Here is a 15,236-nt window from a genome sequence, read left to right as displayed (position 1 = left end):
AAAATTTTTGTATTTTTTTGTGGTATATTGGCGAACCTTTTTTCTTACATAACGTTAATGTATTCATAGAAAAGCAATTATCTTCACAAAAATTGGTAGCATGATACACATTGTCTTATGGGAATAAAAATTATATGCTAATCTATACGTACTATTTTTAGTTTAAGAGGGAATTAAAATAGTATCTTTTCTGTGAGATGAAGTATGTGATACTACAAATTCTTGCGTTTTTCCGTTATAATGAACGGTATGAATTTTATCTTTATTCAGGGAGGACTCCCATCAAAATTGGTGGTGAGGTGAATGAGTGTGTAGTTTTTTCATAGGTGTAAACTACCAACTGACTGGAGATAAAAAAATTTGACAGGTGTTATGGACTTTGAAAGGAGTCAATTGTGTATTTACACAATTCAATTTCCTATACATTGTCGTCAAATATATTGGATGTCAACGAAAGTATGGCTTATATAGAAAGGGAGTACACAATTTGTTTGGACTAGGAAGCAAAGATGTCGGGATTGACCTCGGCACAGCGAATACATTAGTGTTTATTAAAGGAAAGGGAATCGTATTACGTGAACCTTCAGTTGTAGCAAAAAATACAAAAACAGGGGATATTGTTGCCGTTGGTAATGATGCGAAAAATATGATTGGTCGAACACCTGGCTCAATCGTAGCGATTCGTCCAATGAAAGATGGCGTTATTGCTGACTTCGATATTACAACAGCAATGATTGAGTATTATTTAAAAGAAGCATGTAAAAACTCTGGAGGCAACTGGAAAAAACCAAATGTTATGATTTGTGTACCTTATGGTATTACTTCAGTGGAGCAGCGTGCTGTTATTGATGCTGCACGACAAGCAGGTGCAAAAGAGGCGTTCACAATCGAAGAGCCATTTGCAGCAGCAATCGGTTCAAATCTTCCTGTATGGGATCCTACAGGGTCAATGGTTGTTGATATCGGTGGAGGTACAACAGAAGTTGCCGTTATTTCTTTAGGTGGTATTGTAACGAGTGAATCAGTACGTGTTGGTGGTGATGCAATGGATCAATCCATCATTTCGTATATCCGTAAAACGTATAATTTAACAATTGGTGAACGTACAGCGGAAGCCGTAAAAATGGAAATTGGTACGGCATTGGCAGAAGGACCAGAAGCACGAATGGATATTAGAGGACGTGACCTGTTAACAGGTTTACCGAAAACAATCGAAATTTCTTCACAGGAAATTTCTGAATCATTACGTGAAGCGGTTTCCTCTATTATTGACGGTGTTCGTAAAACATTAGAACAAACACCTCCAGAATTATCTGCTGATGTAATGGAGCGCGGTATTGTATTAACTGGTGGTGGGGCACTGCTAACAAACTTAGACAAAGTAATCAGCCAAGAGACAAATATGCCAGTATTCATTGCAGAAGATCCTTTAGACTGTGTAGCGATTGGTACAGGTAAGGCATTAGATCATATCGACTTAATTCGTCAACAACAAGTTAAAGGGTAAGGAGGTTTAGGCAATGCCACACTTTTTTTTCAATAAGAAAGTAATTTTGCTGCTCATAGGCATGGTTTTTCTTGTGGCATTGATTAGCTTCTCATTACGTGATCGGACGAATGCAACTTTACCAGAGCAAATTATTAAAGATACTGTCGGTTTCGCACAATCGCTTGTTGCGAAGCCGGCGAATTATATTAATGGTGTTTTTAATAGTATTGACTCCCTCTTAAACACGTACGAAGAAAATAAACGTTTAAAAGCACGCTTAGAAGATTTTGCAGTTGTACAAGCTGAGGCTACGGATTTAAAATCAGAGAATAACAAGCTTCGAGAGCTTTTGGATAAAACTGAGAGCTTAAAGGCATTTAATCCAATTCAAGCAACAGTGATTGCTAGAAATCCTGACCAGTGGGAAGAGAAAATTATTTTAGATAAAGGGTCTTCTCATGGAGTCAAAAAAAATATGGCAGTTATGACCGCGAAAGGGTTAGTGGGGAAAATTACCCTAGTTACACCTTTCACATCTGAGGTAGAGCTTTTAAATACAAATAATCCAAACTATCGTGTTTCCGCGATGGTGCTAGGAGAAAAAGAAGCATACGGTTTAATCGAGGGCTTTGATGAAGAACGTAATGAACTCATTATGAAGCGAATCGATTCTAGCATGAAGGTGAAAGAAGGCGAGCAAGTAGTTTCTTCAGGTCTTGGTGGTATTTTCCCTAAGGGAGTGCCGATAGGAGAAATTACGGAAGTTAGTACAGATGACTTTGGTTTAACGAAAATGGCGTATGTCAAACCATCTGCTGATTTTTCAATTTTAGAGCATGTTGTGATTGCCAAGCGAACATCCACAAGTATTGATGGATCAGATGGCAATGCAACGAATGAGGATTTATCGAATCCGCAAGAGGCAAGTGAAGAGGAGGCGGAGTGATGGTTCGATTTCTCATCCCCTCTGTAGCGGTTTTACTATTCCTGTTAGAACCAGAATTTGCTATGCTTTCCCCGATTGAAATTAAAGGGGAAGTCTATTTTCTGGTACCGCGTTTTTTAATCTTATACCTTATTTTTATATCCATCTATTACAGCCGTCAACGTGCGGTAATGTATGGACTTTTTTTTGGTGTCTTGTATGATGTGTTTTACATTGATATTATTGGATTATATTCAGTACTTTATCCACTTATATGTTTTTTGGCAGGGTCTATCGTGAAAGTTATACATCAGCACTTAGTTGTAACAACTACAATTTCAGTTATACTAGTAGCGATTTTAGAATTTATTCTCTATCAATTCTTTTTCCTAATCGATTTTACAGCAATTCCTTTAGCGGATTTCTTACGTTCACGACTACTACCAACAATCATTGCGAATGCTTTATTTTTAATGATTCTTGGGTGGGCCTTCAAGTATCTAATTAATGCGCGTGTCTTACAGAGAGCACGTGAGGTTTCTTAACAAAGAACAACGTGAGGTGAGGCATTCATGAAAAAACAGTTAGTTAATATGAAGGGAACGAAGGACGGTTTTGTACTACGCCTAGACGACCAATGTGCGTATGGTGAACTAGTGGAAGAATTAAAGAATAAGGTTTTAGAGGGCGGTATCGATGGTAAAGTTGATGTACAATTATACTTAGGCTATCGATACTGTACTGAAGAACAATTAAATGAACTTATAAAAATTATAGAAGAAACAGAACAGCTTATTGTATCGAAGGTGCAAAGTGAAGTACTGACTGTCCACGAAAGCAACCAGAAGATGTTTGAAAGCCAACAAGATACATATATAGGAGTGGTCAGATCAGGACAAATTCTGCGTTCATCCGGGGATATTACCATCATAGGAAATGTCAATCCAAACGGTCGTGTTGAGGCTGGAGGTAATGTATATGTCCTAGGTAGACTTAAAGGGATTGCACATGCTGGTATGCAAGGCAATAAAGAAGCAATCATTGCAGCATCTCGATTTGAAGCCACGCATATCATGATTGCCGATCAAGTTCAGGTAATGTCAGATGAACATGTAAAAGCGATTAATCAAGTAGAAATGACTTGTGCATTTATTGGCTACGATGGACGCATTACGTACGATCAAATTCATGCCTTAAAAAATATTCGACCATTGTTAAATGTGTCTAAGGGAGGAAGCTAGTGTGGGAGAAGCGATCGTCATAACTTCAGGTAAAGGCGGTGTCGGTAAAACAACGACAACGGCTAACCTTGGGACTGCATTGGCTCTACAAGGTAAAAAAGTATGTTTAGTGGATACAGATATTGGCCTACGTAATTTAGATGTGATTTTAGGCCTTGAAAATCGTATTATTTATGACCTAGTCGATGTGGTGGAAGGACGCTGTAAAATTCATCAAGCATTGATTAAGGATAAACGCGTAGATGAGAAACTATTTTTATTACCTGCTGCTCAAACAACAGATAAAAATGCTGTTACCCCTGAGCAAATGAAGAGCTTAGTAGAGGAATTGAAAAGAGACTATGATTATGTATTAATCGATTGCCCAGCGGGAATTGAGCAAGGCTACCGTAACGCTGTTGCTGGTGCAGATCATGCGATTGTTGTCACAACACCTGAAATTTCTGCTGTTCGTGATGCAGATCGTATTATTGGTTTATTGGAGCAGGAAGAGATAACAGCACCTAAACTCATCATTAATCGTATTCGACAACATATGATGAAGAGCGGTGACACACTGGATGTCAATGAAATTACAACTCATTTATCTATTGATTTATTAGGCATTATTATAGACAGTGAAGGTGTTATCTCATCTTCTAATAAAGGTGAACCAATTGTAATGGACCCCTCAAATAAAGCGTCATTAGGCTATCGAAATATTGCCCGTCGTATTCTTGGTGAATCAGTGCCATTAATGGCTATACAAGATGAGCAAAGAGGGATGTTTTCAAAACTTAAAGCCCTTTTCTCAAAATAAATTAAAACCTTTTCGTGCAATTGTACGAGAAGGTTTTTTCTTGTGCATGTTTGGACATGCAATCACATATAGTGAGGAAAAAAGGATGAGGGCTTGTTTAAAAAATGGAAATGGTTTGTCACGATACTTCTTGTGGCGGCGATCATGCTTGTAATTCGTTTAGAGGACCAGGGTGTAGTGGATACACCTGTTCGGAAGCTTGTTACAACCTCTGCTGATTTAACGTATTTAAGTGAGCTCGGGCAAAGCTGGTTCGAAAAAGAAAAAGAGACCATCATGGTTTCTAGTGATGTAGGGCAAGCAGATCTTTTAACATTTGCGAATGCCCAAGTATTTAAAGAAGGCTATCTATTGCAGTATGATGTTGGCTTACCTATCTATGCTGGTCAAAATGGATTAGTCGTTTTTACTGGCCATACAAAGTACACAGGTAAAACCATGACCATCAGCTATGAAGATGGTACAACCGTTTCCTATGGTATGTTAGATAGTTTAGCTCAACTACCATACACATCTATTCAAGCAAATGATTTAATTGGCATGAAAGAAGCGGGTCAACTTTATGTGTCCATCGAAAAGGGAGATGCCCATTATGATTTAGAGCAAATTGTACAATGGCTTGAAACGACGGAGACCAATGAGGATTAAATTACATCTTCTGTGTATCCCTCTCGTATTTGTCATGATTTTTAGTGGCCAGTTAGCCTATTACGCGATCATTCTGTTTTCCTTACTGTGGCATGAGGCTGGTCACTTAGTTGCGGCAGTAATGTGTGGAGTGAAGGTGAAATCCTGCGTAATTACACCATACGGGGGAGAAATTCAATTTGAAAATCCAGCGGTTGTGCAAGCTTCGTCACTCCTATGGATTGCATTAGGAGGGCCAATCGCTACGATTATTGGGATTGGCCTCGCTTTTTTTATGCCTGATTTACTCGCTACTAAGCTTATAAATGTACAACTCGTGTTATTGGCTGTAAATATTGTACCCATCATACCGTTAGATGGTGGAAGGATATTGTTAGCCTGCCTATTTTTAAAATATCCAAGAGCTCACGTGATAGAGCTATATTATTGGTTATCATTCATCGTAGCTACTATACTATTACTTGTCACTTTCAAGTTCTTGCCACAATCTATTTTTTTAGCCATCATAAATTTATTCATTTGGTTGCAAGTGTTGAAAGAATGGCGTTATCGAAAATATCGAGTTGCTTTTGAAAAATATGTTATGAATAGATTGACTTGAAAAAATTCGTGTGGTAATATTTTAATGTTATTGTTTGTAGCACCCGTGCTACTACAACCGCTCTGTAAAGGTTTAAGTGTCTAGTAAGATCACCTTATGAAACAGGCGAGTCTGAGTCTAAGAGGAGGTGCAGTAAAATGTACGCAATTATTGAAACTGGTGGTAAACAAGTCAAAGTAGAAGCTGGTCAAGAAATCTATGTTGAAAAATTAGGCGTAGAAGCTGATGAGGTTGTAACTTTTGATAAAGTTTTATTCGTAGGTGGCGAAAACGTTAAAGTTGGCGCTCCATTCGTAGAAGGCGCTACTGTAACAGCTAAAGTTGTTAAAGAAGGCCGTGCGAAAAAAATCGTTGTTTTCAAATTGAAAGCTAAAAAGAACTACCGTCGTAAACAAGGTCACCGTCAACCTTACACAAAATTAGTTGTTGAAGCAATCAACGCTTAATTGTGAGGTATAGCGAATGATACAAGTTACGATTCATCACGATGAAAATAGACATGTGTCAGCATTCGAATTTTCAGGACATGCTGGTTATGATGAATCTGGTAAGGATTTAGTATGTGCAGGAGCATCAACTATAGCCATCGGTACAGTGAATGCTATTTATGCATTATTACAAATTCAGCCAGAAATCGAACAAGCTGCTGAAGGTGGAGGCTATCTCAAGGTAGATTTACCATCAGACATAGAGCCTGAAGTAGATGCAAAACTACAGTTAATTGTTCAAGTAATGACTGCCCAAGTGTATTCTATGGTGCAAAATTACGGACAATACATCCAAATCAACTACAACCAAGTAGGAGGTGGAACTCGATGAAATTATTATTAGCATTAGACCTTCAACTTTTTGCATCGAAAAAAGGGGTAGGTTCTACTAAAAACGGACGTGACTCTGAGTCTAAACGACTTGGTGCAAAACGTGCTGATGGCCAATTCGTAACAGGTGGTTCAATTCTTTACCGTCAACGCGGTACAAAAATTTACCCAGGTACAAACGTAGGTCGTGGTGGTGACGATACACTATTTGCTAAAGTTGACGGCGTTGTTAAATTTGAACGTTTAGGTCGCGATCGCAAACAAGTATCTGTTTATCCAACAACACAAGAAGCTTAATCTTTTATAAGATAACATAAAGCGGAGGACTGCATTTATTGCAGTCCTTTTTTTGGCTAAATTTCAAAAAAGCCGATTGGACGCAATGACACCAAGGTATAATTGATTAAAGAATTAAGGGAAAAATACAGCAAAACTTGTTATACTAGTAAGGATAACTTTATTGGAGTGAATGGGATGAACAATCAATCACTAACCATTAGTGAAGTATTACGTTTTGCAAATCATGATTATGTGAATCAACTGCAACTGATTCGCATGAATTTAGATTTAGGTAGAATCGAGGAATCGAAAAAACTTATTCAACATTATTCAGAACAATTACGAGTATTTTCTATCCTCAATCGACTACAATTACCACAAACAATTGAATGGCTTCAAACAGCAGGATGGCGTTACCCATCATTAGCTTGGAAGCTAAGCGGTGAGATAAAAAAGCCTGTGACCAATGATATTGATCAGGAAGTTGTAGATTATTTAAACAAAACAGTTATGCATGTTTATGATACATTAGATCCATTTACAGAGCAGATCCTAACGCTTGATGTACGTGTTGACGATCATACATTTGCCGTGACATTCACGCTAAATGGGTTATGGAGTGCTGATGCATTCACCGAAAAAGGTTTGAAACAATTCGACATTCAAACAATTGAGCAGACAACTACACGCTGGCAATATGTCTTGAGTGCAAATAGGGAGTGAACTAAATGTTTGTCGATCACGTAAAGATTTATGTTAAAGGTGGCGATGGCGGAGATGGTATGGTAGCCTTTCGCCGTGAAAAATATGTACCAAATGGTGGTCCAGCTGGTGGAGATGGTGGACACGGTGGTAACGTTGTATTTGAAGTAGAAGAGGGCTTACGAACATTAATGGATTTCCGCTATAAACGCCATTTTAAAGCACCTCGTGGCGAGCATGGGATGAGTAAAGGCATGCATGGTAAAAATGCGGAGGATTTAATTGTTAAAGTACCACCAGGCACAGTGGTTATGAATGAAGAAACAAATGCTGTTATTGCTGACTTAGTCGAGCATGGGCAAAGAGCAGTTATTGCGAAAGCAGGCAGAGGTGGACGAGGTAATTCTCGCTTTGCTACACCTGCCAACCCGGCGCCAGAACTTTCTGAAAAAGGTGAGCCAGGACAAGAATTAAATGTTATATTAGAGTTAAAAGTTTTAGCAGATGTAGGGTTAGTTGGTTTCCCAAGTGTTGGTAAATCAACACTTTTATCTGTTGTTTCCGCGGCTAAGCCAAAAATTGGTGCTTATCATTTCACAACAATTGTACCGAACTTAGGCATGATTGAAACGGATGACCATCGAAGCTTTGCGATGGCTGATTTACCAGGGCTTATTGAAGGAGCACATCAAGGAGTTGGACTAGGTCATCAATTTTTACGACATATCGAACGTACACGCGTTATCGTTCATGTCATTGATATGTCAGGGATGGAAGGCCGCGATCCATATGAAGATTATTTGACAATTAATGAAGAGCTAAAACAATATAATCTTCGTTTAACAGAGCGTCCACAAATTATCGTAGCCAATAAAATGGATATGCCAGATGCAGAAGAGAATTTACAAGCATTCCGTCAGAAGGTTGGAGAAGACGTTCAAATTTTCCCAATTTCTGCTGTTTCACGTCAAGGTTTAAAAGAGCTACTTTTTGCCATTGCCGATCTATTAGAAGTAACGCCTGAATTCCCACTATATGATGATCTAGAGGAGCAATCAGACGCAACCGTAATGTACAAGCATGAGGCAAAAGGTGAAGATTTCGAAATCACACGTGATGATGATGGTACATTTATTATTAGTGGTTATGCAATTGAGCGTTTATTTAAAATGACAGACTTTAGCCGTGAGGATGGTATACGTCGTTTTGCTCGTCAATTGCGTGCAATGGGTGTGGACGAGGCTCTGCGTGAGCGTGGAGCACAAGATGGCGATACAGTACGCCTACAAGAGTTTGAATTTGAATTTGTCGATTAAGACATGAGTTTTAGGGGGAAGCGTATGAAGAATGTTGCGAATCAGCGATATTATTTAGTTCGTGAGGATGTTTTAACGGATGCAATGCAAAAAACTTTGGAGGCGAAACACTTACTATCAAGTGGTTCAGTATCTTCCATTTGGGATGCGGTAAAGCAGGTGGATTTATCGCGAAGTGCGTTTTACAAATATCGTGATGCGGTTTTTCCTTTTCATTCAATTGTGCAGGAACGCATTTTAACAGTCTTTTTACAGCTTCAAGATAGAAAAGGAACACTTGCCAAGCTTTTAGAAACTGTGACAATTACACATTGTAATGTCTTAACGATTCATCAAACAATCCCTATTCAGGGACGTGCGAATGTTACATTGTCATTAGATGTAACAAGCATGACTTGTGATCTTGATGATCTTATCCAGCAATTAAAACGCTTAGATTTTGTGGAATCAGCGGAAGTGATTAGTTCTGGAGCATTATAATCACAGAGAGTGTTCAATCCTTTAATTTTTGACAAAATGACAAACATCGTGTTGAATAACCCCAATGGGTAAAGATACGATAACAAAGCTCAAATAAGGAGCTGTCCCAAGCGTTTTTCATCACGAGGGACTGCTCCTTATTGTGCCATAAAGGAGGTATTTGCAATGACAAAGCAACAATGGGAAAATCGAATCGCCTATCTAGGACCAGAAGCATCATTTACATACTTAGCAACAAAGGCTACTTTTCCAAATGAGTGGCTCGTACCGTGTGCCACGATTCCAGAATGTATAGAGGCTGTTGCAGAGGGAAAGGTAGATTTAGCTGTCGTGCCGCTAGAAAATGCTCTAGAGGGCTCTGTATCATTAACATTAGATTACTTATTCCATGAGGCAACACTTTATGTAACTGGTGAGTTATTGCTGAAAATTCAGCAGCATTTAATGGTCAATAAAGCGCAGAAGGATGATTGGCAGTCAATCGAAGGTGTTTATTCTCATCCGCATGCACTAGCTCAATGTCATAAATATTTATTTTATCGTTTTAGTCATGTACCATTACATCAAACAACTTCAACTGCAGCAGCAGCAAAATATGTATCAGAGAATCCACAAGAGTGTATAGCGGCAGTCGGCAATGCAGCCGCAGCTGAAAAATATGGTCTTGAAATAGTGGAGCAGAATATCCATGATTTTCATTTTAATCATACACGATTCTTTGTACTGTCTAAGCAAAATAAACGATTGCCACAAGAGCTATCAGATGGGCAAGCGAAAACAACATTTATGATTACCTTACCAACAGATCGTTCAGGTGCATTACATCAGGTGCTTTCTGTTTTTGCATGGCGTCAGCTAAATTTAAGTAAAATCGAATCACGTCCATTAAAAACTGGATTAGGTGATTATTTCTTTATGATTGATGTATTAGCAGATGAAAAGGAACCGATGATGCGTGGGGCAATGGAAGAATTAGCTGCGCTAGGCTGCAAAGTAAAGTCACTGGGTACCTATTTTACTTATGTAACATCAGACGAAGCATAGTAATGTGAAGGAGGAGGAAAGAAGATGGGTGGGATTATTTTATTCGATGGTGTCTGTAATTTTTGTGATAGCACTGTTCAATTTATCATCAAACATGATCAAGCTGGCTATTTTCAATTTGCATCGCTGCAAAGCGAGGCTGGTCAATCGCTTCTCACTCAATATCATATACCAAAGAATATAGATAGTGTAATTCTTATTGAACAAGGGAAAGTGTCTGTTGAATCTACCGCTGCGTTAAACATTTGCCGTAAATTTGATGGATTGTGGCCTTGTTTCTACGCCTTCATTCTTGTACCACCATTTATTCGCAATGCATTATATCGATTATTTGCAAAGCAACGCTATCGTTTGTTTGGAAAAAAAAGTGAATGCTTATTGCCTACGCCTGCTCAACGTCAAAGATTTCTTTCCTGATAGGGAAATACTCGCCTTTAAGGGAACAATACAATAGCTGCGGACGGAAGCCCGCGCTTAACGAGACAATACCAGCATTAAAAAACAGAAAGCACCGTTTGAAATCAATTTTTCAGACGGTGCTTTTACTATTCATTGATCTGACACTAAGTAGCCCTTTTTTTGTAAAGCTCGCTCAATTAATGTTAAAACTTCAACAGAGGGTGCTGTGATGACATGTAGATGGATGCCACCAGTGAGAGCAGATAAATAGTTGGCCTGTGTTGCATTCACACGTTCGATAAATTGTTTCACCTCATGGCGGTTGGATACCATGATAGAGGCTGTCAGTTCACCATATATTGGATGTTCGACAATGACATTTTTGACGGTTCCGCCACAGTCTACAATCGTCATTAATTCATCTTCCGTCTGCTCTGATGTATGCAAGCAAGGGAATGTTCGTTCAACGGTTTGCTGTATTTGTTCTTGATGCATATAAAGATAACCTTGGCTTGTGGCAATAATGGGCTCATTTCTTGCCTTTAATAAAGTCATATCATTGACGATTACTTGTCTAGAAACATTGGCGAACTTTGCTAAGTCTGTCCCAGTTATAGGTGCTTTATTTTTTTTTAATTGCGCTAATAGTTGCAGTCGGCGTTCTTCGCCTAACATTTTTTTCATAAGAGATCACCCCTGCTCGTAATAAAGGAATCAGCGTTCCTTATGAATTAGTGTACCATGAAGCTTTTCTAACTTGCTGAAATTTTTGTATCCAAATGAAACATTGAACATATGATACGTAGAGAGGAAGGGAGGAAAAAATTGCGTATTCATATTGTTCAAAAGGGAGATACATTGTGGAAGATTGCGAAAGAGTACGGCATTTCGTTTGAAGATTTGAAGCGGCTCAATGTCCATCTTGCCAACCCAGATTATATTGTTCCAGGCATGGAAATTATATTGCCTGAAAAAATAAACAAAGAGCCGCATAGAGATTCACATAAAGAAATGCCGAAAAAGGAAACACAAGTGCATAAGGAGACACCAAAGGAAAGTCCTAAAAAAGAGGTACAGCGACCAATGCCACCACCACCGCCAATTGTACCGCCACCACCAGCTCCTATGCCAATGCCAGAACCACAAATGATACCGATACCAATACCGATGCCAATGCCAATGCAGATGCCACAACAGCCGATGTGGGTACCGCAGCCTGTGGAAATGAATTGGCACCAGCAATTGGTGATGCCACAAATGGAGCAAAATGTTACAACACCACCTGTACAAATACAGCCACCACCACCGCCAGCACCTACACCGCCACCACCGCCTGTAGCTAAACCAAAGCCAATGCCAATGCCACAACCAGCACCACATCCACCAATGCATATCATGCCACAAATGCCTGCCGTACCACATTGTTCAAGTTGCCATCAGCCAATCTATCATCAGATGTGGTGGCCGATGCCAATGCAGCCGCAGGTCGAGCATTATACGATGCCACAGCAGCCAATGTCCTATGACATGCCAGATCATAAAGTAGGTGGAATGGAAGACTTTTTAGAGTCCACATCACCATTCTTCCATACGCAAGATCACCAAAAGCCACAAATGGATATGATGCCCGATATGAATATGGGGCAATCCTGTGGTTGTGGCACACAACCAATGATGATGCCTGATATGAACATGGGTCAATCTTGTGGCTGTGGCACACAACCAATGATGATGCCAAATTGGCAAATGGACCCTTGTCATTGCCCGCCACCACCATGTCCGACACATTGTCCACCACCATGCCCATCAGCAGCAGGTCCTTGGATGTCTCCGCATTATTTCCCAGGCGGGATGACGCCTTATCGATGGTGAAAAAGCGTATATTGTAGAAGAAGTAAAGCCAAATATTTGGAAATATAAATATCGATCGAAAAATTATTTTGTCAAACGTGCAAAGCAAGTGGAAATTGCGGAGAAGGTAAGAACCATTCATCGCCAATTAGGACGTATGGAACCTTCTTTGATCCTACCATTAGTTCAGAGCGATGATGAGCAGTTAATTGTGCAAATGTGGCAAGAAGGAAGCCACGGGGCTAACTTTGCGCATAAAAAAGATCGTAATGAATCTCTTAGACTATTAATCGCTTTACATGACACACATAAAAAGATTGCGTGGCAGCGCGTGCCAGGCTTGCATACCTACTCACAGCTTTTAAAATGGCAAATGCGTCATATGCGTTTTAAAAGTAGAAGAAATGAGTTTCGAACATTTTTAACGAAAGAAGAAATTGATCAAATATTGCATTATAGTGATAAGTCATTACAATTGATTGCATTGGAAGATGCACCTGAAAAAGAGATTACGCTATTGCATGGGGATGTAGTTCATCATAATTTTTTATGGTGCTCCGATGGACAATTACGTTTAATTGATTTTGATTTAGCGCACCTTGGTGAAGCGGATGACGAGTATATTTTATGGTTACATCGTGTGTTACCTGCTGTAGATTATGATCTTGGAAAGATTTTTGCAGAGTTACCTGAGCTGAAACGACTGGATAAAAGAAAGCTTCATCGCTTGAAATACCCAAATGAGTTATTACGAGAATGGCTGTTTGCTATAGATTTACCACTAGAGCAACAGCTAGTATTTTTAGATTATTTAGTACCATTTACAAAACGAGCCCTCACCTATTGGCCAAAACTGTGGTACGATATTGATAGATTTGTCAAGAAATGACCGTCAATTGGCGGTCATTTTTGTCTGCGAACGGAGTTTAGACGCTACTTTTTGTCGAGCATTCGTTCGCTATATGCTATAATCGAAGACGATGATTGTGAGGGATTATAGATGTATGATTATTTAAAAGGACAAATTACTCGTATTACACCTGAATTTATTGTGCTGGAACAACAGGGGATTGGGTGGCAACTTAATACGCCCAATCCATTTGCTTTTCGAACATCTGCCCTTGAGCAACAGATATATGTTCATTTGCATGTGCGAGAGGATGCGCAAGTTTTATATGGCTTCCCTAACCTAGATCAGCGTGAGTTATTCCGTAAGCTTATTTTAGTGTCAGGAATAGGACCAAAGGGCGCTTTAGCGATTTTAGCTACAGGTAATCCACAACAGGTTATTAGCGCAATTGAGCGGGAGGACGAAGCGTTTTTAGTGAAGTTCCCTGGAGTTGGTAAAAAAACAGCACGTCAAATGATCCTCGACTTGAAGGGCAAACTTGGTTCATTATTAGATACACTTGAATTACCTAGTGCAGAAGATGAATTACCTTTGTTTGGTGTGCATGCCTATAAACATGAATTAGAAGAAGCCCTACTTGCCTTAATGGCTCTTGGCTATTCTGAAAAAGAGCTAGAAAAAATTAAACCACAGCTAGAGGATAACGATAAACTTGAAACGACAGATGCCTTTATGAAACAAGCATTGCAACTACTGCTAAAATTAAAATAAGGAAAGGAGGAAAGGTGCATGTCTGAACGTATGATGGCAAGTGAAGCAGGGAGCTATGATGAGCAGTTTGAGTTATCTTTACGTCCTCAAAAATTAGCACAGTATATTGGGCAACATAAAGTAAAGGAAAACTTACAAATATTCATTGAAGCGGCAAAGCTTCGCCAAGAAAGTTTAGATCATGTGTTGTTATATGGACCTCCAGGACTTGGTAAAACGACCTTAGCGGCTGTTATCGCAAATGAGATGAATGTTAACGTACGCATGACAAGTGGCCCTGCGATTGAGCGTCCAGGAGATTTGGCAGCTATTTTAAGTTCACTAGAGCCTGGGGACGTTTTATTTATTGATGAAATTCATCGACTGCCCCGTGCTATTGAAGAAGTATTATATCCAGCAATGGAAGACTTCTGCTTAGATATTGTGGTAGGAAAAGGTCCTGAAGCACGTTCTGTACGACTTGATTTACCTCCCTTTACCCTTGTAGGTGCAACAACAAGAGCGGGTGCTTTATCAGCTCCTCTAAGAGATCGCTTTGGTGTGTTGCTGCGCCTAGAATATTATGATGACCGATCGCTTGCTGAAATTGTTGTGAGAAGTGCACATTTATTTGAGGTAGAAATAGAGCAAGTAGCAGCAATGGAAATGGCGAGACGCTCACGTGGAACACCTCGAATTGCCAATCGTTTATTGAAACGAGTGCGAGATTATGCACAAGTGCTTGGAGATGGTATGATAACGGAGGGTCTTGCACAGCAAGCATTAGAGCTGTTACAAGTAGATCCTAGAGGGCTTGATCATATTGACCATAAACTTGTAACCAATATGATTGAGCGATTCCGAGGAGGCCCAGTAGGCTTAGATACTCTTGCTGCATCAATTGGTGAGGAACGGGTTACGATAGAAGATGTATACGAGCCTTATTTGATGCAAATTGGCCTTATTCAACGTACCCCGAGAGGAAGAGTAGCCACACATTTAGCCTACGAACATTTTGGATATGAGTATCCCCAACAAACATAA

At 39.5% G+C, this 15,236-nt stretch carries 20 protein-coding genes and 1 other annotated feature; of the genes, 19 read left to right on the top strand and 1 reads right to left on the bottom strand.

Annotation, left to right across the window (positions count from 1 at the left end):
* The first annotated feature begins 487 nt into the window (after positions 1 to 487).
* From AC1RFD_RS10905 to AC1RFD_RS10835, 15 genes are all read left to right on the top strand, one after another.
* The gene (locus AC1RFD_RS10905) at positions 488 to 1,507 is read left to right on the top strand and encodes a rod shape-determining protein (RefSeq protein ID WP_048395153.1); all 1,020 of its coding nucleotides are present in this window, start codon (positions 488 to 490) and stop codon (positions 1,505 to 1,507) included.
* Between the two features lie 13 nt (positions 1,508 to 1,520).
* On the top strand, positions 1,521 to 2,435 hold the full coding sequence (gene mreC / locus AC1RFD_RS10900) for a rod shape-determining protein MreC (protein WP_048395155.1): 915 nt from the start codon (positions 1,521 to 1,523) through the stop codon (positions 2,433 to 2,435).
* Positions 2,435 to 2,959, top strand: coding sequence for a rod shape-determining protein MreD (gene mreD, locus AC1RFD_RS10895; protein WP_054550026.1), 525 nt, complete (start codon positions 2,435 to 2,437; stop codon positions 2,957 to 2,959). Before mreC ends, mreD begins: the two co-directional genes overlap by 1 nt.
* 27 nt (positions 2,960 to 2,986) lie before the next feature.
* Entirely contained in the window at positions 2,987 to 3,655 is a 669-nt protein-coding gene (gene minC, locus AC1RFD_RS10890; RefSeq protein ID WP_004226657.1) for a septum site-determining protein MinC, read from the top strand.
* A gap of 1 nt (position 3,656) precedes the next feature.
* On the top strand, positions 3,657 to 4,454 hold the full coding sequence (gene minD / locus AC1RFD_RS10885; RefSeq protein WP_004226660.1) for a septum site-determining protein MinD: 798 nt from the start codon (positions 3,657 to 3,659) through the stop codon (positions 4,452 to 4,454).
* Between the two features lie 93 nt (positions 4,455 to 4,547).
* Positions 4,548 to 5,102 (top strand): peptidoglycan DD-metalloendopeptidase family protein, encoded by a 555-nt coding sequence (locus AC1RFD_RS10880; RefSeq protein ID WP_016991889.1) that lies wholly within the window; start codon positions 4,548 to 4,550, stop codon positions 5,100 to 5,102.
* On the top strand, positions 5,092 to 5,703 hold the full coding sequence (locus AC1RFD_RS10875) for a zinc metalloprotease (protein ID WP_048395158.1): 612 nt from the start codon (positions 5,092 to 5,094) through the stop codon (positions 5,701 to 5,703). Before AC1RFD_RS10880 ends, AC1RFD_RS10875 begins: the two co-directional genes overlap by 11 nt.
* A 45-nt stretch (positions 5,704 to 5,748) precedes the next feature.
* Positions 5,749 to 5,826, top strand: a sequence feature (ribosomal protein L21 leader region).
* A gap of 14 nt (positions 5,827 to 5,840) precedes the next feature.
* Positions 5,841 to 6,149, top strand: coding sequence for a 50S ribosomal protein L21 (gene rplU / locus AC1RFD_RS10870; RefSeq protein WP_004226667.1), 309 nt, complete (start codon positions 5,841 to 5,843; stop codon positions 6,147 to 6,149).
* Positions 6,150 to 6,165: 16 nt separating this feature from the next.
* Positions 6,166 to 6,522 (top strand): ribosomal-processing cysteine protease Prp, encoded by a 357-nt coding sequence (locus AC1RFD_RS10865; protein ID WP_016991891.1) that lies wholly within the window; start codon positions 6,166 to 6,168, stop codon positions 6,520 to 6,522.
* Positions 6,519 to 6,818: a 50S ribosomal protein L27 gene (gene rpmA, locus AC1RFD_RS10860; RefSeq protein ID WP_016991892.1), complete on the top strand. Its 300-nt coding sequence runs from the start codon at positions 6,519 to 6,521 to the stop codon at positions 6,816 to 6,818. Before AC1RFD_RS10865 ends, rpmA begins: the two co-directional genes overlap by 4 nt.
* A gap of 177 nt (positions 6,819 to 6,995) precedes the next feature.
* Positions 6,996 to 7,523 carry a Spo0B domain-containing protein gene (locus AC1RFD_RS10855; RefSeq protein WP_048395160.1) on the top strand — a complete coding sequence of 176 codons (528 nt, stop codon included), beginning with the start codon at positions 6,996 to 6,998 and terminating at the stop codon, positions 7,521 to 7,523.
* A gap of 5 nt (positions 7,524 to 7,528) precedes the next feature.
* On the top strand, positions 7,529 to 8,818 hold the full coding sequence (gene obgE / locus AC1RFD_RS10850; RefSeq protein WP_054550027.1) for a GTPase ObgE: 1,290 nt from the start codon (positions 7,529 to 7,531) through the stop codon (positions 8,816 to 8,818).
* A 24-nt stretch (positions 8,819 to 8,842) separates the two neighbouring features.
* On the top strand, positions 8,843 to 9,298 hold the full coding sequence (locus tag AC1RFD_RS10845; RefSeq protein WP_004226679.1) for an ACT domain-containing protein: 456 nt from the start codon (positions 8,843 to 8,845) through the stop codon (positions 9,296 to 9,298).
* A gap of 165 nt (positions 9,299 to 9,463) precedes the next feature.
* Entirely contained in the window at positions 9,464 to 10,342 is an 879-nt protein-coding gene (pheA, locus tag AC1RFD_RS10840) for a prephenate dehydratase (RefSeq protein WP_048395164.1), read from the top strand.
* Between the two features lie 24 nt (positions 10,343 to 10,366).
* Entirely contained in the window at positions 10,367 to 10,759 is a 393-nt protein-coding gene (locus AC1RFD_RS10835; protein WP_048395166.1) for a thiol-disulfide oxidoreductase DCC family protein, read from the top strand.
* Positions 10,760 to 10,891: 132 nt separating this feature from the next.
* Here AC1RFD_RS10835 and AC1RFD_RS10830 read toward each other — a convergent pair whose 3' ends face one another.
* Positions 10,892 to 11,425, bottom strand: a complete 534-nt coding sequence (locus AC1RFD_RS10830; RefSeq protein ID WP_054550028.1) for a transcription repressor NadR — start codon at positions 11,423 to 11,425, stop codon at positions 10,892 to 10,894.
* A 141-nt stretch (positions 11,426 to 11,566) separates the two neighbouring features.
* Between AC1RFD_RS10830 and AC1RFD_RS10825 the strand changes: the two genes are divergently transcribed.
* From AC1RFD_RS10825 to ruvB, 4 genes are all read left to right on the top strand, one after another.
* Positions 11,567 to 12,613, top strand: coding sequence for a LysM peptidoglycan-binding domain-containing protein (locus tag AC1RFD_RS10825; RefSeq protein WP_048395169.1), 1,047 nt, complete (start codon positions 11,567 to 11,569; stop codon positions 12,611 to 12,613).
* Positions 12,603 to 13,481, top strand: a complete 879-nt coding sequence (locus tag AC1RFD_RS10820; RefSeq protein WP_310794744.1) for a phosphotransferase — start codon at positions 12,603 to 12,605, stop codon at positions 13,479 to 13,481. Before AC1RFD_RS10825 ends, AC1RFD_RS10820 begins: the two co-directional genes overlap by 11 nt.
* Positions 13,482 to 13,592: 111 nt before the next feature.
* Complete coding sequence (gene ruvA / locus AC1RFD_RS10815; protein WP_048395174.1) at positions 13,593 to 14,213, top strand: Holliday junction branch migration protein RuvA; 621 nt, start codon at positions 13,593 to 13,595, stop codon at positions 14,211 to 14,213.
* A gap of 18 nt (positions 14,214 to 14,231) precedes the next feature.
* Positions 14,232 to 15,236: a Holliday junction branch migration DNA helicase RuvB gene (ruvB, locus tag AC1RFD_RS10810; RefSeq protein ID WP_004226692.1), complete on the top strand. Its 1,005-nt coding sequence runs from the start codon at positions 14,232 to 14,234 to the stop codon at positions 15,234 to 15,236.

Source organism: Lysinibacillus sp. GW823-FHT02G10, from assembly GCF_058797135.1.
This window is presented reverse-complemented; position numbering and strand designations above follow the sequence as displayed.